Below are 18,681 nucleotides of genomic sequence, written 5' to 3'. Positions count from 1 at the left end.
ACATGGCCGGTTTGCCGACCACGGCACGCGTGGTGATCATCGGAGGCGGTGCCGTCGGCGCCTCCTCGCTCTATCATCTCGCCAAAGCGGGCTGGACCGACTGCGTGCTTCTGGAGAAGAACGAGCTGACTTCCGGCTCGACCTGGCATGCCGCCGGCAACGTGCCGACTTTCTCCTCGTCATGGTCGCTGATGAACATGCAGCGTTATTCGACCGAGCTCTATCGCCGGCTGGCCGACGAGGTCGGCTATCCCATGAACTACCACGTCACCGGCTCGCTCAGGCTAGCCCATAGCGCGGAGCGCATGCAGGAATTCCAGCGCGCCAAGGGCATGGGCCGTTACCAGGGCATGGATATCGACGTGGTCGGGCTCGACGAGATCAAGCGCCGTTACCCCTTCATCGAGACGCATGAGCTGAAAGGCGCGCTCTACGATCCGAATGATGGCGATATCGATCCAGCGCAATTGACCCAGGCACTGGCCAAGGGCGCGCGTGACATGGGCGCGAAGATCATCCGCTTCTGTCCGGTCACCGGCGTGCGCCGCGACAACGACGAGTGGGTGGTCGAGACAACGCAAGGCGAGATCCGCTGCGAGATCGTCGTCAACGCCGCCGGCTACCGCGCCGCCGAGGTCGGCAGGATGTTCGGCCGCGAGGTGCCGATGATGGTGATGAGCCATCAATACATCCTGTTTGAGGAAATCCCCGAACTGGCCGCATGGTCGAAGGAGCAGGGCAAGAAGCTGCCGCTGCTGCGCGACGTCGATACGTCCTATTATCTGCGCCAGGAAAAGAACGGCATGAATCTCGGCCCCTATGAGCGCAATTGCCGCGCCCACTGGGTCGGCCACAACGACCCAATGCCCGACGACTTTTCGTTCCAGCTGTTTCCCGACGATCTCGACCGGCTGGAACATTACCTGGCCGATGCTGTCGCCCGCGTGCCGATCCTCGGCACCGCCGGCCTGTCCAAGGTCATCAACGGGCCGATCCCCTATGCGCCGGACGGCAACCCGCTGATCGGCCCGATGCCCGGCGCGCCCAACGCCTTCGAGGCCTGCGTCTTCACCTTCGGCATCGCCCAGGGCGGCGGCGCCGGCAAGGTGCTGGCCGAATGGGTGACCGAGGGCCAGACCGAATGGGACATGTGGTCGTGCGATCCGCGCCGTTTCACCGCCTTTGCCTCGGCCCCGGATTATTGCGTCGCCAAGGGCATGGAGATCTATGACAACGAATATGCCATCCAGTTCCCGCGCCATGCCTGGCCGGCCGGGCGCGACCGCAAGCTGTCGCCGCTCCACGACCGCATCAAGGCACTCGGCGCCCGGTTCGACGCCTATAATGGCTGGGAACGCGCCACCTGGTATGCGAAGCCAGGCGACGACATCTCCGAACAATCCACGCTGACCTTCCGCCGCGACGGGCCGTGGCAGCATCGTGCGCGCGAGGAATGCCTCGCCGTGCGCGATGCCGCCGGCATTCTGGACCTGCCGGGGTTTTCCCGTTTCAATCTCGATGGTCCGGGTGCCGCCGAATGGCTGAGCCTCCAGGTGACAGGCCTGGTGCCGAAACCCGGCCGCATCGGCCTCGTCTATTTTGCCGACGACAAGGGCCGCATCGTCACCGAAATGTCGGTGGTCCGCCACGACGAGAACCTGATGACGCTGATCACCGCCGCGGTGGCTCAGTGGCATGATTTCGAATGGCTGAAATCGCGCATCCCGAAGGACGCCACTTTCAAGCTGGTCGACCGGACGGAGGAATACTCCACCCAGATCCTCGCCGGCCCCAACTCGCGAAAAATCCTCGCCGAACTCTGCGCGGCCGACCTCACCCTGCCCTGGCTGACGCATCAGGAAACCAGTATCGCCGGACGTTGGGCAAAGCTGGTGCGCGTATCCTTCGCGGGCGAGCTCGGCTGGGAAGTCCACAGCAAGGTCGACGATACCGCAGCCATCTTCGACGCCCTCTGGGCAGCCGGCCAGAAGCACAGCCTGAAACCGTTCGGCATGTACGCGCTGGATTCGCTGCGGCTCGAAAAAGGTTACCGCACCTGGAAGGGCGACCTGTCGACCGACTATTCGATCCTGCAGGGCGGGCTGGAGCGCTTCGTCAGATGGGATAAGCCCGACTTCCGCGGCAAGGCGGCGCTGCAGAACGAGAAGCAGCAGGGCATCAAGAGGCGCTTCGTCACGCTGGTCGTCGAAAACCCCGGCGACTGCGATGCGCCCTACATGTCGACGCTGTGGCATGACGGCCGGATCGTCGGCGAGACGACATCCGGCGGTTGGGGTCATCGCATCGACAAGTCGATCGCGCTCGGCATGCTGCGCGCCGACCTCACCGAGCCGGGAACCGCGGTCGAGGTCGAGATCTTCGGCGAACGTTTTCGGGCGATCGTGCAGAAGGATGAGCCGTTATGGGATCCGAAGAACGAAAGGCTCAGAGCATGAAGACTGTCATCCTAACCGATGGCGGCATGGGCCAGGAGCTGGTCCGCCGCAGCAGCTCCGAGCCGACGCCGCTGTGGTCGGCCAGGGTTCTGATCGACGAACCGGATCTGGTGCGCGACCTGCATGCGGAATTCATCCGCGCCGGCGCCCGCGTCATCACCATCAACACCTATTCAGCCACGCCGGAGCGGCTGGCACGCGAAGGCGCGCAAGAGCTGTTCAAGCCCCTGCAGAAGCGCGGCATCGAACTGGCAAGGCAAGCCCGCGACCAGGCTGGCGACGCGGCGATCGCCGGCTGCCTGTCGCCGCTGTTCGGCAGCTATGCGCCGGCGCTGACGATATCCTTCCAGGATACGCTCGACATCTATCGCCGTATCGTTGCCGAGCAGGCGGGCGGCGTCGATCTGTTTCTGTGCGAAACCATGGCGTCGGCCGAAGAGGCGCGCGCCGCCGTCACCGCGGCGTCGGAAAGCGGCAAGCCCGTATGGGTGTCGTGGACGCTTGCCGACCACGGCACGCCGCGCCTGCGCAGCGGCGAAGCCATTGCGGCGGCGGCGGGCGCTCTTGCCGGCCTGCCCGTCGCGGCCCGGCTGATCAATTGCTGCCGGCCCGAAGCGATCGCTGCAGCGCTGCCCGAACTGATCGCTCTCGGCGGTCCGGTCGGCGCTTATGCCAACGGCTTCACCTCGATTGAGGCGCTCAAGCATGGCGGTACGGTGGAAGTGCTGCACGCCCGCCACGACCTCGATCCGGATGCCTATGCCGGCCAGGCGGTCGATTGGGTCGAGGCCGGCGCCGGCATCGTCGGCGGCTGCTGCGAAGTCGGACCGGCCCACATCGCCGCGCTGCGCGACCGGCTCGAACAGGCCGGTTATGAAATTTCGGGAGCAGCATAATGCCCAAGCCATCTTCGCGCATTTCCGGCATCGTGCCTTCGGGCAAGGATGGCTGGGAGGTTCATTCCGCTGCCTGGGCGCGCAAGCAGGCCGGCGAGGACATCATCATGCTGTCGGTCGGCGACCATGATTTCGACACGCCGAGCGAGACGATCGAAGCCTGCGTGACGGCGGTTCGCGCCAGCAATCACCACTACACCCCGCTTGCCGGCGTTCCGCGCCTGCGCAAGGCGATGGCGGCGGCCTCGACGCGGTGCACCGGGGTTGCGACAAATCCCGACCAGGTCATCGCCACCCCGGGCGGGCAGGCCGCGCTTTACGCGGCCATACAAGCGGTTCTCGACCAGGGCGACCATGCCATCGTCGTCGCGCCCTATTACGCCACCTATCCCAACACCTTCAGTGCGGCGGGCGCCGAGTTCAGCGTCGTCGAGACCCCCGCCGAGGATGGCTTTCAGCCGCGCGCCGCCGACATTCGCGCCGCCCTTCGGCCGAACACCCGCGCCATCCTGATCAACACGCCGAACAATCCCACGGGCGCCGTCTATTCGCGCGAGCGCCTGGAAGAGCTGGCGCAGATCTGCCGCGAACATGACCTCTGGCTGCTGTCGGACGAGGTCTACTGGACGCTGGGCGGCGGCGAGCACGTCTCACCACGCTCGCTGCCCGGCATGGCGGAACGCACGCTGGTCATCAATTCGATGTCCAAGAGCCACGGCATGACCGGCTGGCGCATGGGCTGGCTGACCGGGCCGGAACCGATGGTCTCGCTGCTGACCGACCTCAATCTGGTGATGACCTACGGCCTGCCGGCCTTCATCAGCCTCGCCTGCGCCGAGGCGCTCGAAAATGGCTACGGCGTCAAGGAGATCGCCGAGCGCTACGCCGCGAGGCGCACCGTCGTCCTCGATGCCATGCGCGGTATGAACAACATCACCGTGCGCGGCTCCGAAGGCGGCATGTACGTCATGCTCGACATATCGGCGATCGAGCCGGACGACGAAAAATTCGCCTGGGCCTTCCTCGACCAGGAAAAGGTCGGCGTCATGCCCGGCTCGAGCTTCGGCGAGGCTGCAGCCGGCCACGTCCGCTTCAGCCTCTGCCAGCCTGAGCCGGTGCTGATGGAGGCTGCCACGCGCCTGCGCCGCTTCGCCTCCAGCTATGGTCGCGAGGCCGCATGAACGCCCCGCCCACCAAAACCATTCCGACCAAGGCCATTCCTCCCAAAGCGCGGGCGGTCATCATCGGTGGCGGCGTCTCCGGCTGCTCGGTCGCCTATCATCTGGCCAAGCTCGGCTGGACCGATATCGTGCTGCTCGAGCGCAAGCAGCTGACGTCGGGCACGACATGGCACGCCGCCGGCCTGATCGGCCAGCTGCGCGGCTCGCAGAACATGACGCGGCTGGCGAAATACTCGGCCGACCTCTACGTCAAGCTGGAGGCCGAGACCGATGTCGGCACCGGCATGCGCCAGGTCGGCTCGATCACGGTGGCGTTGACCGAGGAGCGCAAGCACGAGATCTATCGGCAGGCATCTCTCGCCCGCGCCTTCGATGTCGACGTGCGCGAGATTTCGCCCAACGAAGTCAAGCAGATGTACCCGCATCTCAATGTTTCCGATGTGGTCGGCGCCGTGCATCTGCCGCTCGACGGTCAGTGCGACCCGGCCAATATCGCCATGGCGTTGGCCAAGGGCGCGCGCCAGCGCGGGGCGACGATCGTCGAGAACGTCAAGGTGACCAAGGTGCATACCAGGGCCGGCCGCGTCACCGGCGTTTCCTGGGCGCAGGGCGACGAGCAAGGCCTGATCGAGGCCGATATCGTCGTCAACTGCGCCGGCATGTGGGCACGCGAACTTGGCGCCCGGAACGGCGTCACCATCCCGTTGCACGCCTGCGAACATTTCTATCTCGTCACGGAACCGATCCCCGGGCTTTCCCGCTTGCCGGTGCTGCGCGTGCCGGACGAGTGCGCCTACTACAAGGAAGATGCCGGCAAGATGATGCTCGGCGCTTTCGAGCCGGTGGCCAAGCCCTGGGGCATGAACGGCATAAGCGAGGATTTCTGCTTCGACCAGTTGCCGCAGGACATGGACCATTTCGAGCCGATCCTGGAAATGGGCGTCAACCGCATGCCGATGCTGGCCACCGCCGGCATCCACACCTTCTTCAACGGCCCCGAGAGTTTTACCCCCGACGATCGCTATTATCTCGGCGAGGCGCCGGAGCTTTCCGGCTACTGGATGGCGACCGGCTACAATTCGATCGGCATCGTCTCCTCCGGTGGCGCCGGCATGGCGCTGGCGCAATGGATCAATGACGGCGAGGCGCCCTTCGACCTCTGGGAGGTCGACATCCGCCGCGCCCAGCCGTTCCAGAAGAACCGCCGCTATCTCAAGGAGCGCGTCTCCGAAACGCTCGGCCTGCTCTATGCCGATCATTTTCCGTACCGGCAGATGGCAACCTCGCGAAACGTCCGCCGTTCGCCGCTGCACGAACATCTGAAGGCGCGCGGCGCGGTGTTCGGCGAGGTCGCCGGCTGGGAGCGCGCCAACTGGTTTGCGCGGGAGGGCCAGGAGCGCGAATACCGCTATTCCTGGAAACGGCAGAACTGGTTCGACAACCAGCGCGAGGAGCATCTGGCGGTCCGAAACGGCGTCGGCCTGTTCGACATGACCTCGTTCGGCAAGATCCGCGTCGAGGGCCGCGACGCCTGCGCTTTCCTGCAAAGGCTCTGCGCCAACGACATCGACGTGGCGCCGGGCAAGATCGTCTACACCCAGATGCTCAACCAGCGCGGCGGCATAGAGAGCGACCTCACCGTCTCGCGGCTATCCGAAACAGCCTTCTTGCTCGTCGTGCCCGGCGCCACGCTGCAGCGCGACCTGGCCTGGCTGCGAAAACACCTTGCCGACGAGTTCGTCGTCATCACCGATGTGACCGCTGCCGAAGCCGTGCTTTGCCTGATGGGCCCGGATTCGAGGAAGCTGATCCAAAAGGTCAGCCCCAACGATTTCTCCAACGGGAACAATCCGTTCGGCACGTTTCAGGAGATCGAAATCGGCATGGGCCTGGCCCGCGCCCACCGCGTCACCTATGTCGGCGAGCTCGGCTGGGAGCTTTATGTCTCGACCGACCAGGCCGCCCACGTCTTCGAGGCGATAGAAGAAGCCGGCGCCGACGTCGGCCTGAAGCTATGCGGCCTGCACACACTGGATTCCTGCCGAATCGAAAAGGCGTTCAGGCATTTCGGCCACGACATCACCGACGAGGACAATGTGCTGGAGGCCGGGCTGGGTTTCGCGGTGAAGACTGCCAAGAGAGACTTCCTCGGCCGCGATGCGGTGCTGAAGAAGAAAGAAACCGGCCTGTCACGCCGGCTGGTGCAGTTCCGCCTGAACGACACCGAGCCGCTGCTCTTCCACAACGAGGCGATCCTGCGCGACGGCAAGATCGTTGGTCCGATCACCTCGGGCAATTACGGTCATCATCTCGGCGGCGCAATCGGGCTTGGCTACGTGCCTTGCAAGGGCGAGAGCGAGGCGGATGTCCTGTCGTCGTCCTACGAGATCGAGATCGCCGGCGAGCGCTTTGCCGCCGAGGCCTCGCTCAAGCCGATGTACGATCCGAAGTCGGAACGGGTGCGGATGTAGCGCACCTCAGAACGCGTCGATCCTGGCCGCGACCTTCGCCACGAACCTCGTCCGACTGCCCTCTGTCGACAGGTTCATCGAGTAATGCGCAAGGTAGGAAACCGACCCGCCGGGCTTGATCGTCGCACGCAGCACCCGCTTGACCAGCTTGCGCGGCGGGTCACCCATCAGCATGGCTCGGAACCGGCTGCCGCCATAGGTCGTGACCGCGACCACCTTGCGGATGTTGTGCAATGACGGCTGCACCTTGCCGTCGACCAGCTTGAACGACACGCCGGGCAGGAAGACGCGATCGAAAAAGCCTTTCAGAATGGCCGGATAGCCGAAGTTCCACACCGGAAACGACAGCACCAGCGCCTCGGCCCGCAACAGGCGCTCGACATAAGGCGCCGCCGGATCGCCGGCACTGCGCGCGTCGTGATAGGACAGCCGCTCGGCCCGCGTCAGCCTGGGATCGAAACCCTCGGCATAGAGATCGCAATCGTCGACCACATGGCCGGCCGCTTTCAGCCGCTCGACGATCGTCCGGTGCAGATCGGCGTTGAAGCTGGTCTCCACCGGATGAGCGTAGAGGACGAGGATTTTCAACCCGCCTTCTCCAGCCCCTTGAACAGGAACGACTTGCCCGAGCGATAATCATAGTCCGGGTTTTCCCAGGCGATCATCTTGCCCGGATTGAGCAGCCCTTGCGGGTCGGTTTCGCGCTTGAAGGCGAGCTGCACCTCGTCGGTGCGCTTCATGCCGCCTTCTTCCAGCGTGTAGCGGTGCGGGTTGAAGATCCAGCAGCCATTGTCCTCGTGGATGCGGATGATCTCGTCGAGCCGCTCCGCCGTGGTGAAGCGCACCAGCGGCAGCCCTGCAATGCCGATTGCGCCGTCGAAGCGGATGAATTCGAGATGCGCCGGCACCTCGTCGCCGAAGCGGTCGACCATCGCCTTGACGTGGCCGAGGTGGTCCGGCGACGGATAGCGGGTCTGCAGATAGGTGATCGTCGGATCGACCCGGATGGCACGCAGCGTCGTGTGGTTCCAGGTCACCTCATAGGCCGGCGGCAATCCCTTGAGATCGGCCTCCTTGTCGGCGCGGAAGACGATCTCGCCCTTGCTGCGCGCCGTGAAGGCGAGGAAGGCATCCATCGCATGCGGCGCGATCATCAGGACGACGATGCTTTGGCCGCGCCGGAAAAACCGCTGGTGGCGCTTGAAGTAATCGTAGGGGATGGGTGCTGCGATCGGTGTGATCAGTTTCGCCAGGATGCCGTCCTGGATGGCGAGATCGTTGCCGAAGCCGGCCGCATCCATGAAATCGTCGAAGCCGACGATGACGTCGATCCAGTCATAGCTGGCGGTCAGCGGCATCTCGACTTCGGTGATGATGCCGTTGGTGCCGTAGGCGTGCATCACCTTCAGCACGTCCTCGCCGGTGAGCTCCATGACCCGCGGCTGTGCCTCCATCGTCACGGTCCTCAGCCGGATGACGTTGCCGAGGTCGCGCAGTCCGCCCCAGCGGATCGAGCCGATACCGCCGGAGCCGCCGGCGACGAAGCCGCCGATCGATGCGGTGTTGTAGGTCGACGGCGACATGCGGAGCTCCTGGCCGGAATGCGCCCGCGTCGCTCTGTCGATGTCGGCGAGCACGGCGCCGGGGCCGGTGACGACACGGCCGGGGGCGATCGTCTTGACCGCGTTCATTTCGGCGAGATTGAGCACCACGCCGCCGGACAGCGGCATCGCCTGCCCGTAATTGCCGGTGCCACTGCCGCGCGGCGTCACCGGGACGCCGTGCCGGTGGCAGGCGGCGAGAATGCGGACGACCTCGTCTTCGGTTTTCGGCGTCACGATCAGGTCGCCGGTGACGTGCTCGAGCTGCTGCTTCAGCACCGGGCTGTACCAGTAGAAGTCGCGGCTCTTCTGCTGGACGATCGCCGGATGGTCGTCGATCTTCAAACCGTCCAGGTCGCGCTTGAGCGCCGCAATATCCATCATTCCACCATCAGATCATCGAGTTCGGCATAATCGGGCAGCTGGCGCTCGATCGCCTGGCCGTCGCGCACCACGATGCGGTCCGATTCGGGTCGCGACAGCAATTCCGTCCAGCTTCGCCCCCTGAAGACGACGAAATCGGCCGGCGCTCCGGCGGCAAGCGTGCCGAAACCATCGAGCCGCATCACCTTGGCCGGCGTTGCGGTGACAGCTTGCGGCCAGTCCGCGACGGGATGGTCTAGATGCAGGATGCGCGTCGCCATGCGATAGACCTCCAGCATGTCGAGATCGCCATAGGCGTAGAACGGGTCGCGCGTATTGTCGGAGGCGACGGCGACGGCAATGCCGCGCGCCTTCATCTCGTGCAGCAGCGTCACCCCGCGCCAGCGCGGCGTTGTCCTGTCGCCTCGCCGGTCCTGCAGATAGAGATTGCACATCGGCAGCGACACCACCGCCAGGCCGGCCTTGGCGACCTTGTCCAGGGTGTCGAGCACGTCGAGATCGGGCTGGCGCGCCAGCGAGCAGCAATGGCCGACCAGGATGTTCCCGTCAAAACCGTTCCAAAGGGCGGCTTCGGCGATTTTCTTCAGCGAGATCGCCGCGATATCGTCGGTCTCGTCGGCGTGGAAATCGAGGTCGAGGCCGTGCTTGATCGCCTGCGCGAACACCTGGTCGAGCAATTCTTCGAGATCCGGCACCATGTAGGTGACGACCCCGAGGACACCCTTGGCGGCAGCCACCCGCTTGGCCAGCCTCTCGAACCATTTCCTGTCGCGCACGCCTTCGATGCCGAGCAGGCAGGCCGCCTGCAGCTCGATGCGGCTGCGCCATTTCTCCCGCATCGTCTCGAACACCGGCCAGGAGATCTCTTCCTGCGGCGCGACGCTGTCGAGATGCGTGCGCAGCGCCCTGGTGCCGTGCGCGTAGGCGCAGCGCAGCGAAAAATCCATGCGGCGGGCAACGTCGTCGGCGCTCCAGCGCGCCGCCCGGTCGGCGCCCGTTGCGTTCAGCGCGCCCATGAAGGTGCCGTCCGGGTTGGGCTTTCGAGGCCAGATATGGCCTTTGTCGATATGGGCGTGGCAGTCGACAAAGCACGGCAGCACGATGCGGCCGCCGAGGTCGGTGGCGTCCGCCGGTGCGTTGGATCGATGCGCCGTAATCCCGGAGATCTTGCCATCGGCGACGGCAATGTCCGCGAGCGCAAATCCGTCGGCGTCAAAGGCAGCCGCAAGCCCCGGCGTCAGCGACGCGTGAAGCCGGACGTTGGAAAGATGGTAGGAACCAGAAGCCGGTATCAAGGCGGCGCTGCTCACCATCACCGCTCCTGCCTCAGCGCGCTCTCGTGCCAGCGCCGCAAAATGAGATGCGAAATCAGCGACAGCACCAGGAAGATCAGGATGCCGGTGAGCGAGATCAGGATCAGCGCCGCGAACAGCCTTGGCGCGTTGAGCCGGTAGCCGGCCTCGATGATGCGCGAGGCGAGGCCGGACGACTGGCCGGTGGCCCCGGCGACGAACTCTGCCACCACCGCGCCGATCAGCGACAGGCCGCCGGCGATCTTCAGCCCGCCGAGGAAATAAGGCATCGCCGCCGGCAGCCGCAGATAGCGCAATTGCTGCCAGCGGGTCGCGCCGTTGAGCTTGAACATGTCGCGCAAATTGCGATCGACGGAATTGAGGCCGAGCGTGGTGTTGGAGAGGATCGGGAAGAAGGCGACGATCCAGGCGCAAAGCAAAAGCTTCGTCGTCTGGTTGTCGACATAGATATTGATCAGCGGAAAGATCGCGACGATCGGCGTCACCTGCAGCACGATGGCGAACGGAAAGAACGACATCTCCACCCATTTCGACTGAGCGAACAGCACCGCCAGCCCGACACCGCCGACCACGGCGAGAAGCAGGCTCAAGAAGGTGATCCTGAGTGTCACCAGCAGCGAGGAGAACAGCAGCCCGGCATCGTCGTGCAGCGTCTGCAACACCACGCCGGGGCGCGGCAGGATGTATTTCGGAATGTCGTTCCAGACACAGATGCGGTCCCACAGCCAGATGGCCAGGATCATGATCGCCAGCGGCAGCAGCCATCTGCCGATGCGCTCGAAGCGCTCCTGGCGGACGCGGCGCGCCTCCTCCGGGTCGAGCGCCAGGACTGGTTCTTCAATGGCCGTCATAATGCGGTCCGGCAGTTGAGTTGATGGCGCCGATCAGCACGTCGGATGCCTGGCGGCAGAGCGCGGCATAGTCGGGCGAGGTGCGAAACGCCTCGTCGCGCGGATAGGATGCATCGACGGCAAGCTCGGCAAACACCCGGCCCGGCCGCGCCGCCATGACGACGATGCGGTTGGAGAGGAATACGCTTTCGAAGACGCTGTGGGTGACGAAAACGACGGTAAAACGCTCATCCTGCCATAGCTCGAGAAGGTCGTTGTTGAGCTTGAAGCGGGTGATCTCGTCGAGTGCGGCGAACGGCTCGTCCATCAACAGAATGCGCGGCTTGGTTACCATGGCGCGGGCGATCGAGACGCGCATCTTCATGCCGCCCGACAGTTCGCGCGGCACGGCCTTCTCGAAGCCGGTCAGGTGAACCCGCGCCAGCATCTCCATCACCGCCGGCGCCGCCTTGGCACGCGACACGCCCTTCAGCCGCAGCGGCAGCCAGACATTGTCGAAGACGTCGGCCCAGGGCAGCAGCGTCGGTTCCTGGAAGACGAAGCCGATATTTGAACGGTCGCCGATATTCGAACGCTCGAGGGCACCGCTGCCGCGCCAGTCGAGCACGCCCGAGGTCGGCGTCGACAGGCCGGCAATCAGCCGCAGCGCCGTCGACTTGCCGCAGCCGGACGGTCCGAGCAGGCTGAGGAAATCGCCTTCCCGGATCGTCAGCTCGACATTGCTGAGCGCGGTGACGCCGTTGGAAAACACCTTGCCGACACCGCGCAGCGCCAACAGCGTCGGCCCTGGTATGCTTCCTGGCTGTTGCGCCACTTTCTCCAGCTTCACGGCCTACTTCTTCAGGTCGAGCCCGACGCTCTTGTTGACGAAGGCCAGCGTGTAGGCCTTCTTGATGTCGATGCCCGCCGGCGTGACCTTGGCCTTGATCATCTTGTCGTAGAAACTCTGGATGCGCGCATCGGTCATGGCGCCGATGCCGAGCTTTTCGCTGTCGCCGGAATCGACCACGCCGAACTTCTTCAGCTGCTCGATCGAGAAGGCGATCTGCTCATCCGTCATGTCCGGATTTTCCTTTTTGATCATCTCGTTGGCGGCCTTGTTGTCACCGTAGAGATAATTGTACCAGCCTTTGGCCGAGCCATCGACGAAGCACTGGACCACCTCGGGACGCTTGTCGATCGTCTCCTGCATGGTCTCGACCGTCGTTGCATATGTGTCCCAGCCATAGTCGGCCAGCAGAAACTGGTTCGGCGTGAAACCGCCCTGCTTCTGGACGGCGAATGGCTCCGAGGTGACGTAACCCTGCTGGATCGACTTCTTGTTGGCGATGAACGGCGCCGGGTTGAAGGTGTAGGGCACGCGCTTGGCGGCATCGAAGCCGAGGTCGGTGACCATCCACTGGAAGAAGGTCTGCGCACCTTCGTCGCCGAGGATGTACTGGTCGGCGTTCTTCAGGTCTTCCCATTTATCCAGCCCCTGCCCGGGATGGGACATGATGACCTGCGGGTCCTTCTGGAAGTCGGCCGCCACGACGCGCATCGGTATGCCTTGCTGCACGGCATCGAAGGCCGACAGCAGGTTGCCGCCCATGTAAAAATCGATCTTGCCGGCCAGCAGCAGCGGCCGGCCGCTGACCTGTGGGCCGCCCTGCATGATCGTCACGTCGATGCCGCAGGCGGCATAGGTGCCGTCCACCACGGCCTGGTAGTAACCGCCATGCTCCGGCTCGGCCAGCCAGTTGGTGCCGAAGGTGACTTTTTCGTTCGCTGCCGCGGCAAGCGTGCCTGCGCCAAGCAGCACGATCACGCCCGCCGAAATCTTGAGTTTTCCGTACATCCACACCACCCTTTGTTCGCTCCGGCGCGTCACGCGTCGGGCTCGACACCATTGTTTCAAGAAGCAAGACACATGCCACCGGCGCGTTGCGCCGGGACCGCCCGCTTGTGCAATGCCCGCCTGAGCAATGGCGGCGCGAAGGCCGGACGGGTCATGCTGTACGAAAGGCATCGTGCCTATTTTTTGATCGCCTGTCCACAATCGCCCTCGTGACATGCACCGCCATCTTGATGCCCGCATCGATCCCGCTTTAGGCTGCCGTGAACGGAGATTGCCATGTTCAAATTTCTCACGCCGAAGTCGATCAAGCCGCCCTTCGCCCGCTACAGCCATGGTGTCGAACTGCCGCCCGGCAAGCGGCTGGTGCTGTGTTCGGGCCAAGTCGCAATCACCCCGGACGACCAGATCCCCGAGGAGGCCGGCGCACAGGCCGAGCTTTGTTTCCAGAACATAGCGGCGATTCTCGGCGAGGCCGGGCTCGGCCTGTCCGACATCGTCCGCATCAACACCTACGTCACCGACCGCGCCTTCCTGCGGCCCTATATGGAGGTTCGCGACCGGCTGTTTGCCAGCCCGGCGCCGGCCTCGACGCTGATGATCGTGTCCGGTTTTGCCCGGCCGGAATTCAAGGTCGAGATCGAGGTCATTGCGGCGGGATGATCGACAGCCGATCGTTCCCGCGTTAGGTCTGGGCTTGTCGGTTCAAGAGGGCATGACATGACCGCTGCAAAAAAACGCGTATGGTGGGGTGACTACCGGACCACCGAATACGCGACCGTCGATCCTGAGGCGACCATTGCCGTTCTGCCGCTGGCGGCGATTGAGCAGCACGGCCCGCATCTGCCGGTCTCGACCGACACCTCGATCATGAACGGCATGCTGGAAACGGTGATCGCGCGCCTGCCCGGCGATCTCGACATCCGCATCCTGCCGGTCCAGGCGGTAGGCAAGTCGAACGAGCATTTGCATGCGCCGGGCACCCTCACCCTGCCGGCGACGACCTTGGTCGAGGCGTGGACCGAACTTGGCCTGTCGGTCGCGCGCGCCGGCGTCCGAAAACTGATTGTCGTGAACTCGCATGGCGGCAATGAGGAGATCATGGGCATCATCACCCGCGAATTGCGCGTGCGGGCAAAGATGCTGGCGGTAAAGACCAGCTGGCAGCGTTTTGGCCGGCCGGCCGGCATGTACACCGAGCTCGAGGACCGCCACGGCATTCATGGCGGCGACGTCGAGACCTCGCTGATGCTGCATTTCCGGCCCGACCTCGTCGACATGGCCAAGGCCGACAATTTCGTGTCCAAGGTCGCCCGCGCCGAAAAGGAATTTTCGCTGCTGCGCCACACCGGAACGCACGCCTTCGCCTGGATCGCCAGCGACCTCAACCCGAATGGCGTGGTCGGCGACGCCAGCATTGCCACCGCCGAAAAAGGCCGGCTGACCGCCGAACATCAGGCCGACGGCTTCATCGGCCTGCTGAGGGACGTGGGCAAGGCAAAGCTGGCGGATTGGTTGGCGTAGGTGTTTGATCCCACCACCTCAGGCCTCGCTCACGAGGGGCGATTCCATTCGGGCGCGAGGATCCTCACTTCACGTCTTGAAGCGGCGACACCGTGTAGATTTCGTCGAGTATCTTCACCATCAAGGTGTTGGCGGTCGCCTGGCCGTCGAGCGCGAGAGTCAGGTTGGTCCATATGACCAGGGTGACATCATTGGCCGGATCGTAGCCCATGAAGGACTGGTAACCGGGCATCTCGCCTTCGTGATAGTAGATTTCGTTAGGCCCGAAAGTCAGCGTTAGGATGCCATAGCCGTATTTTTGCATGGCGGGTTCGCCCGGCTCCGGCGCCTCAGGGCTTGCAAGCCACTGCCGCTGGAAGTCGGCATTGAAGAGCTTGCCCCCGACCAGCGCGCGCATCCAGGTCGCGAGGTCATCCGCGGTGGAGATGACTCCGCCAGCCGCAAAGTAGGCGGACGGGTTCTGCCATGTGTCGTCGTTGGGCTTGAGCGTTCCCGCCCTGGCCGCAGCCTGGAGGTCGTCCGGATAGGGCGCATCAGCCAGGGCGTACGAAGTACTGCCATAGAGATAGCCGTTTGAGTATGGCTCAGGGATGGCGTTCGACGTGCTCGGCGGCAACGCGGTGTTCTTCATGCCGAGCGGCCCGAACAGGCGGTCCCGGAAGATGGTCGAGAGCGGCTTGCCGTCGATCTTCTCGGCAACAAGGCCGAGCAGATAGTAGTTGGTGTTGTTGTACTCGAATTCGGCACCCGGCGCGAAGTCCGGCGGCCGTTTGAACGCCATGCCGAGTACTTCATCAGCGGTCCATACCCTGTAAGGATACTTGTCCAGGCTTTCGGCAAGTTCCGGCGCATTGGTGAAGTTAGGGAGGCCGCTCCGCATTGTTATGAGCTGCCGAATGGTTATCTCGTCGCCGTTGGGAACGCGCTGGACGTATTTCGAGATCAGATCGGCGAAGCTCAGTTTCCCCTCCTGCACCAGTTGCACGATGACAGCGGCGGTCATCGTCTTGGTGTTCGAGGCCGCACGGAAGTGGGTATCGGCGCGCGGCGGGTTCGTGGCACCCAGTTCAGTCGTACCGTAGCCGAAGACGAGGTTGCCCCGCGGAGTCTTGAGCAAAACCATGGCACCGGGCAGCATAAGTTCCTTGGCCAAACCCTCGACAGTGGCTTGGAGCGCTGCCAGGTCGATCGACTTGAGAGCCGGCACGGACGCGGCCATGGCGCTGCCTGTCGCGCAGACCACGCCAACAACCATGGCCAAAATTCTCCCGATCATCATTCGCCCCTTGGCCGTGTGCTAGAACTCCTGCGCACTTTTCCTGGAATTTGTTTTTAGGCTCAGATTTTCAATTCGAACGGCGTGCCTTCGAAAGCATCCGCGCCGCGCCCGATCGCCTGGATCGCTTCGATCATCCGGCCTCTGCGATCGAGCAGTGCGTCGGCAATTGCGATCAGCCGAGGATTGGGTGTCGCCGTGGGCGACAGCGCGCGCAGCGTCTCGGCCAACTCGGCCTCGTCGCGCTTCGGCGCCAGCGCTGCCGCGATGATGTAGGCCGAGGCGGTCGAGCGGCTGATGCCGGCATAGCAATGCACCACCAGCGGCCGCGACCGATTCCATTGCCGTGCGAAATCGAGCAGGTTCAGAACATGCTCCTCGCCCGGCATGGTCATGCCCTCTTGCGCCACCGCAATGTCATGCATGACCAGATGCAGATGGTTTTCCCTGGTGATCGAGGCCGGTCGCATCACCTCCGTTCCGGCGGCAAGCAGCGAAAGCAGCCGCCCGGCCCCGGTCCTTGCCACCGTTTCCTCGATTTTTGCCAGGGAACAAACATGGATCATCGCGAAGTCTCCTTGGACCCATCGTCGCGCCGCGAGGCCCAGCCGGCAAGTGCCGATTCGAGCCGCCGCCATTCTTCGTCGGCTCCCGGCAGGCCGGCGCGCAGCACATCCGGCCGGCCGGCGAAATGCCGAAGCAGGATGCCGCGCTGGCCGAGCACCGAAAACAGGCCGGCGGCGCCCGCCAGCCTGATATAGCGGAACAGCGTGGTGCCACCGGCGACAGGCACGCCGAAGCGGCCGAACAGCGTATCGAGCCGTGCGGCATCCTCGGCCAGACGGCGCCGCATCCCGGCCTGCCAGCCGGTATCGGCAAGCGCCCTTATGCCATATTCGAGCGCCGGCCCGGCAACCGCCCATGGCCCGAATTGCGCCTCCAGCCGCTCGACCGTCAGCGCATCGGCCAGTGCAAAGCCAAGCCGCAGGCCGGCCAGGCCGAAGAACTTGCCGAACGAACGCAGCACGACGATGCCGCCCTGGTCGACGTCGCCGGCCAGGCTTTCGCTGCGCGGGCCGACATCCATGAAGGCCTCGTCGACCACCAGCAGCCCACCTCTGGCGCGCAATGTCCCGGCAAGTCGAAGCAATCTTTCGCGCTCGACGACGCGCCCGTCCGGGTTGTTGGGATTGACGACGACGGCAAGGTCGGCCGCCGCCAGGGCTTCGAAATCATCGACTTCAGCCGCCGCATGGCCGGCGATCGCCGCTGCCCGCCGATGCTCGGCATAAGTCGGCCCGAGCACCAGCGCCGTGCCCGGGCTGACCAGGGAAGCGACGCGCGGCAACAGGATCTGCGTGCCGGGCGCCGCTGCGACATTCGCCGCCGACGGGGCGCCATAGGCGCTTGCCGCGCGTTCAGCCAAGTCGCGGCTGCGCGCTGTTTCCGGCAATCGCGACAGGGCGGTGGCGGGCAAATCGAAAAGCGGGTAGGAGTGCGGATTGATCCCGGTCGAGAGGTCGACGAAAGGCAGCGGCGCGCGAGGGAAAAGCGCCCTCGCCCGGCCAAGGCTTCCGCCGTGGTCCACTGCCGCCGTCACTCCATCAAGAGACTTCATGCCGATCCTGATCACTTTCCTGTCGCTGGCCATCGAACTTGTACTCGGCTACCCGGCCCGGCTCTTCGATGCCATTGGCCATCCCGTCACCTGGTTCGGCAGGCTGATATCCTTTCTCGACCGCAGGCTCAACCGCGCCACTGATTCCGACGCCCATCGTGGCGGCTGGGGCGTCTTCGCGCTGCTGGTGATCGTGCTGGTGCCGGCCGCCCTCGCCCTCTGGCTCGAAACCTTGCTTTGGAGCATTCCCCTCGGCTGGTTGGTCACCGCAATCCTGGCGACGTCGCTGCTGTCGCAGAAGAGCCTGGCCGAGCATGTCGAAGCGGTCGCCGATGCCCTCGACAGCGGCGGACTGGACATGGGCCGAATTGCCGTCTCGCGGATCGTCGGTCGCGACCCGGAAAAGCTCGACAGGGCCGCTGTCTGCCGCGCCGCGATCGAAAGCCTGGCCGAGAATTTCTCCGACGGCGTCGTCGCTCCGGCCTTCTGGCTCGGTATCGGCGGGCTCGCCGGCGGCGTCGCCTACAAGGCCGCCAACACCGCCGATTCGATGATCGGCCATCGCACCCCGCGCCACGAAGCCTTCGGCTGGACGGCTGCGCGCTTCGACGACTGGATCAATCTGCCGGCGTCGCGGCTGACGGCGCTGCTGATCGTACTCGCCGCTTTCCTGGTCAAGGGCGCCGACGCCAAGGGCGCCTGGCACGCCGTGCGGCGCGATGCGAAAAAACACCGCTCGCCCAATGCCGGCTGGCCGGAGGCAGCGATGGCCGGCGCGCTCGGCCTGGCGCTCGCCGGCCCCCGTTCCTACGATGGCGTCATGGTCGAAGACGCGTTGATGGGCGAAGGCGGCCGGCGCGATGATGTCGAGAGCACCGACATCCGACGGGCCCTCAAACTCTACCGTGTCGCCGACTTACTGCTGATCGCGCTATTCGGCGTGGTCGCGATGGTTGTTATCTTGGCGTGATCTGCGCTCGAGATCGAGCGGAAACAAAAAACCCACCATGCGGCGGGTCGTTGGAGCCAATTAGCACCATACCGAAATTAGTAGCATAGCTGCCGGCACAAAGCAAGAACAAAATAAGGCGCCTTCAGCCTTGAAGGTTCGCAGCTTAGTTCCAGCTTGGGTTCCTCGCCCCACGAAAGTGGGGAGAGGTGGCTCGGCGAAGCCGAGACGGAGAGGGGAACCGCGCTCTACGAAAGCCCCCTCTCCGGGCGCGGGGCGGGCCCCACCACCCCCCGAGGGGCCGGGGGGGGGGCCCACAACATTGGG

General features: G+C 64.6%; 16 protein-coding genes. 7 read left to right on the top strand and 9 right to left on the bottom strand.

What is annotated here, in order from left to right:
- Positions 1-2: 2 nt before the first annotated feature.
- The 4 genes from NKH93_RS14205 to NKH93_RS14190 are packed head-to-tail and all read left to right on the top strand — an operon-like array spanning position 3 to position 7,004.
- The gene (locus NKH93_RS14205; protein ID WP_352970643.1) at positions 3-2,456 is read left to right on the top strand and encodes a GcvT family protein; all 2,454 of its coding nucleotides are present in this window, start codon (positions 3-5) and stop codon (positions 2,454-2,456) included.
- Positions 2,453-3,352, top strand: a complete 900-nt coding sequence (locus NKH93_RS14200) for a homocysteine S-methyltransferase family protein (protein ID WP_352470270.1) — start codon at positions 2,453-2,455, stop codon at positions 3,350-3,352. Before NKH93_RS14205 ends, NKH93_RS14200 begins: the two co-directional genes overlap by 4 nt.
- Positions 3,352-4,533, top strand: a complete 1,182-nt coding sequence (locus NKH93_RS14195; protein WP_352817059.1) for a pyridoxal phosphate-dependent aminotransferase — start codon at positions 3,352-3,354, stop codon at positions 4,531-4,533. The genes NKH93_RS14200 and NKH93_RS14195 overlap by 1 nt, the downstream gene beginning before the upstream one ends.
- Positions 4,530-7,004 (top strand): GcvT family protein, encoded by a 2,475-nt coding sequence (locus tag NKH93_RS14190; protein ID WP_352817062.1) that lies wholly within the window; start codon positions 4,530-4,532, stop codon positions 7,002-7,004. The genes NKH93_RS14195 and NKH93_RS14190 overlap by 4 nt, the downstream gene beginning before the upstream one ends.
- Before the next feature lie 6 nt (positions 7,005-7,010).
- Here NKH93_RS14190 and NKH93_RS14185 read toward each other — a convergent pair whose 3' ends face one another.
- Genes NKH93_RS14185 through NKH93_RS14160 form a run of 6 tightly spaced genes read right to left on the bottom strand, consistent with a single transcriptional unit; the run spans position 7,011 to position 12,990 of the window.
- The gene (locus NKH93_RS14185; protein WP_352817064.1) at positions 7,011-7,592 is read right to left on the bottom strand and encodes an NAD(P)H-dependent oxidoreductase; all 582 of its coding nucleotides are present in this window, start codon (positions 7,590-7,592) and stop codon (positions 7,011-7,013) included.
- Positions 7,589-8,989, bottom strand: a complete 1,401-nt coding sequence (locus NKH93_RS14180) for an FAD-binding oxidoreductase (protein ID WP_502896451.1) — start codon at positions 8,987-8,989, stop codon at positions 7,589-7,591. The genes NKH93_RS14185 and NKH93_RS14180 overlap by 4 nt, the downstream gene beginning before the upstream one ends.
- A complete protein-coding gene (locus NKH93_RS14175) occupies positions 8,986-10,284 on the bottom strand; it encodes a cytosine deaminase (protein WP_352817191.1) in 1,299 nt (432 codons plus the stop codon). The genes NKH93_RS14180 and NKH93_RS14175 overlap by 4 nt, the downstream gene beginning before the upstream one ends.
- 17 nt (positions 10,285-10,301) lie before the next feature.
- Positions 10,302-11,153, bottom strand: a complete 852-nt coding sequence (locus NKH93_RS14170; protein WP_352490743.1) for an ABC transporter permease — start codon at positions 11,151-11,153, stop codon at positions 10,302-10,304.
- Positions 11,140-11,982 carry an ABC transporter ATP-binding protein gene (locus NKH93_RS14165; protein ID WP_352817066.1) on the bottom strand — a complete coding sequence of 281 codons (843 nt, stop codon included), beginning with the start codon at positions 11,980-11,982 and terminating at the stop codon, positions 11,140-11,142. The genes NKH93_RS14170 and NKH93_RS14165 overlap by 14 nt, the downstream gene beginning before the upstream one ends.
- A 3-nt stretch (positions 11,983-11,985) precedes the next feature.
- Entirely contained in the window at positions 11,986-12,990 is a 1,005-nt protein-coding gene (locus NKH93_RS14160) for an ABC transporter substrate-binding protein (RefSeq protein WP_352470264.1), read from the bottom strand.
- A 276-nt stretch (positions 12,991-13,266) separates the two neighbouring features.
- Between NKH93_RS14160 and NKH93_RS14155 the strand changes: the two genes are divergently transcribed.
- On the top strand, positions 13,267-13,650 hold the full coding sequence (locus NKH93_RS14155; RefSeq protein ID WP_352470263.1) for a RidA family protein: 384 nt from the start codon (positions 13,267-13,269) through the stop codon (positions 13,648-13,650).
- A 57-nt stretch (positions 13,651-13,707) separates the two neighbouring features.
- Positions 13,708-14,511, top strand: a complete 804-nt coding sequence (locus tag NKH93_RS14150; protein ID WP_352539639.1) for a creatininase family protein — start codon at positions 13,708-13,710, stop codon at positions 14,509-14,511.
- Positions 14,512-14,575: 64 nt separating this feature from the next.
- Here the strand turns inward: NKH93_RS14150 and NKH93_RS14145 are convergent, their stop codons facing one another.
- The 3 genes from NKH93_RS14145 to cobD form a co-directional block, all read right to left on the bottom strand.
- Positions 14,576-15,730, bottom strand: a complete 1,155-nt coding sequence (locus tag NKH93_RS14145) for a serine hydrolase domain-containing protein (RefSeq protein WP_352970640.1) — start codon at positions 15,728-15,730, stop codon at positions 14,576-14,578.
- A gap of 119 nt (positions 15,731-15,849) precedes the next feature.
- Positions 15,850-16,353, bottom strand: a complete 504-nt coding sequence (locus NKH93_RS14140) for a tyrosine phosphatase family protein (RefSeq protein WP_352970639.1) — start codon at positions 16,351-16,353, stop codon at positions 15,850-15,852.
- Complete coding sequence (cobD, locus tag NKH93_RS14135) at positions 16,350-17,405, bottom strand: threonine-phosphate decarboxylase CobD (RefSeq protein ID WP_352470258.1); 1,056 nt, start codon at positions 17,403-17,405, stop codon at positions 16,350-16,352. Before cobD ends, NKH93_RS14140 begins: the two co-directional genes overlap by 4 nt.
- Between cobD and cbiB the strand changes: the two genes are divergently transcribed.
- Complete coding sequence (cbiB, locus tag NKH93_RS14130) at positions 17,404-18,375, top strand: adenosylcobinamide-phosphate synthase CbiB (RefSeq protein ID WP_352970636.1); 972 nt, start codon at positions 17,404-17,406, stop codon at positions 18,373-18,375. The genes cobD and cbiB overlap by 2 nt on opposite strands.
- Positions 18,376-18,681 lie beyond the last annotated feature (306 nt).

The organism is Mesorhizobium sp. M0954 (genome assembly GCF_040319155.1).
Taxonomy (GTDB): domain Bacteria; phylum Pseudomonadota; class Alphaproteobacteria; order Rhizobiales; family Rhizobiaceae; genus Mesorhizobium.
This window is presented reverse-complemented; position numbering and strand designations above follow the sequence as displayed.

Coding starts and splice junctions, on each gene's coding strand:
- NKH93_RS14205 (WP_352970643.1), top strand. CDS start 3: ATGGCCGGTTTGCCGACCACGGCACGCGTGGTGATCATCGGAGGCGGT.
- NKH93_RS14200 (WP_352470270.1), top strand. CDS start 2,453: ATGAAGACTGTCATCCTAACCGATGGCGGCATGGGCCAGGAGCTGGTC.
- NKH93_RS14195 (WP_352817059.1), top strand. CDS start 3,352: ATGCCCAAGCCATCTTCGCGCATTTCCGGCATCGTGCCTTCGGGCAAG.
- NKH93_RS14190 (WP_352817062.1), top strand. CDS start 4,530: ATGAACGCCCCGCCCACCAAAACCATTCCGACCAAGGCCATTCCTCCC.
- NKH93_RS14180 (WP_502896451.1), bottom strand. CDS start 8,989: ATGATGGATATTGCGGCGCTCAAGCGCGACCTGGACGGTTTGAAGATC.
- NKH93_RS14170 (WP_352490743.1), bottom strand. CDS start 11,153: ATGACGGCCATTGAAGAACCAGTCCTGGCGCTCGACCCGGAGGAGGCG.
- NKH93_RS14160 (WP_352470264.1), bottom strand. CDS start 12,990: ATGTACGGAAAACTCAAGATTTCGGCGGGCGTGATCGTGCTGCTTGGC.
- NKH93_RS14155 (WP_352470263.1), top strand. CDS start 13,267: ATGTTCAAATTTCTCACGCCGAAGTCGATCAAGCCGCCCTTCGCCCGC.
- NKH93_RS14150 (WP_352539639.1), top strand. CDS start 13,708: ATGACCGCTGCAAAAAAACGCGTATGGTGGGGTGACTACCGGACCACC.
- NKH93_RS14145 (WP_352970640.1), bottom strand. CDS start 15,730: ATGGCCGCGTCCGTGCCGGCTCTCAAGTCGATCGACCTGGCAGCGCTC.
- NKH93_RS14140 (WP_352970639.1), bottom strand. CDS start 16,353: ATGATCCATGTTTGTTCCCTGGCAAAAATCGAGGAAACGGTGGCAAGG.
- cbiB (WP_352970636.1), top strand. CDS start 17,404: ATGCCGATCCTGATCACTTTCCTGTCGCTGGCCATCGAACTTGTACTC.
- cobD (WP_352470258.1), bottom strand. CDS start 17,405: ATGAAGTCTCTTGATGGAGTGACGGCGGCAGTGGACCACGGCGGAAGC.